The organism is Methanocalculus natronophilus (genome assembly GCF_038751955.1).
In the GTDB taxonomy this organism is placed as follows: Archaea; Halobacteriota; Methanomicrobia; order Methanomicrobiales; family Methanocorpusculaceae; genus Methanocalculus; species Methanocalculus natronophilus.
Genome location: NZ_JBCEXH010000027.1, coordinates 1 through 902 on the forward strand (window position 1 = coordinate 1; position 902 = coordinate 902).

General features: G+C 35.6%; 2 protein-coding genes. Both read left to right on the plus strand.

Annotation, left to right across the window (positions count from 1 at the left end; genetic code table 11):
• Window positions 1-587, plus strand: a 587-nt coding sequence (locus tag ABCO64_RS10155) for an FMN-binding protein (RefSeq protein ID WP_343089372.1), incomplete at its 5' end; no start/stop codon positions are given.
• Window positions 584-902: Rnf-Nqr domain containing protein (locus tag ABCO64_RS10160; protein ID WP_343089373.1), on the plus strand; the 319-nt coding region annotated here is incomplete at its 3' end. The genes ABCO64_RS10155 and ABCO64_RS10160, both read left to right, overlap by 4 nt.

The following is a 902-nucleotide window of genomic DNA, read 5'->3' on the forward strand; positions in this document are numbered from 1 at the left end:
TAAAAATGATTATATTTGTAGTTTTAATGGGTGCTTTCACATCAGCATTATTGGTTACTGTTGAGGTAACAACTTCAGATCGAATAGAACAAAATCAACTAGCAAATTTATATTCAGCCGTATTAAACGCTAACAATGAATCCTATACGCAAGCAAACTTAGCGGATGTTTTTAATGATACGGTTGAAGAAATAGAAGAAGATGGCCTTACTTTCTATGTTCACAAAGAAAGTGGTGCAATCAGTTACCGAATTGAAGGTCAAGGCGTTTGGGGTCCTATTATTGGGGTTGTTACGTTAGAAGATGACTTTGAAACGATAAAACATATTACAATCTTAGAACAAGAAGAAACACCTGGTTTAGGTGGAGTAATCGAACAACGTGATTATTTAGATAATTATGTTGGTAAATCATTATATCCTTCGTTAACCATTTCAAGAAATGCGGATATGGATGATGAAAATGAAGTCGATGCTATTGTTGGTGGGACACGGACTTCAAGTAACTTTCAAACAATTATGAATGAAGAATACGATAGACACAATGAAGTATTTGAAAATCTTGATCTCTCAGAGGTGATGTCATGAATCCTAGACGTATAATGTATACTAAATGGTTTAATATATCACGCGATGGAGTATCAAGAAGTAATCCTATCTTAATCGCTGCCTTAGGGCTTTGTTCTGCATTAGCAGTAACTAACCGAGTTGATAATGCGATTGCGATGGGAATGGCGGTTACGTTCGTTATTATAATGAGTTCATTAATCACCTCACTCATCCGTAATATTATTCCTCAAAGAGTGAGAATGGTTACCTATATGGTTATTATTTCGTCATTTGTTATAGCGGTTGACGCCTTTTTAGAAGCGTTTGTCCCTTCGATTCATGGTGCTTTAGGAC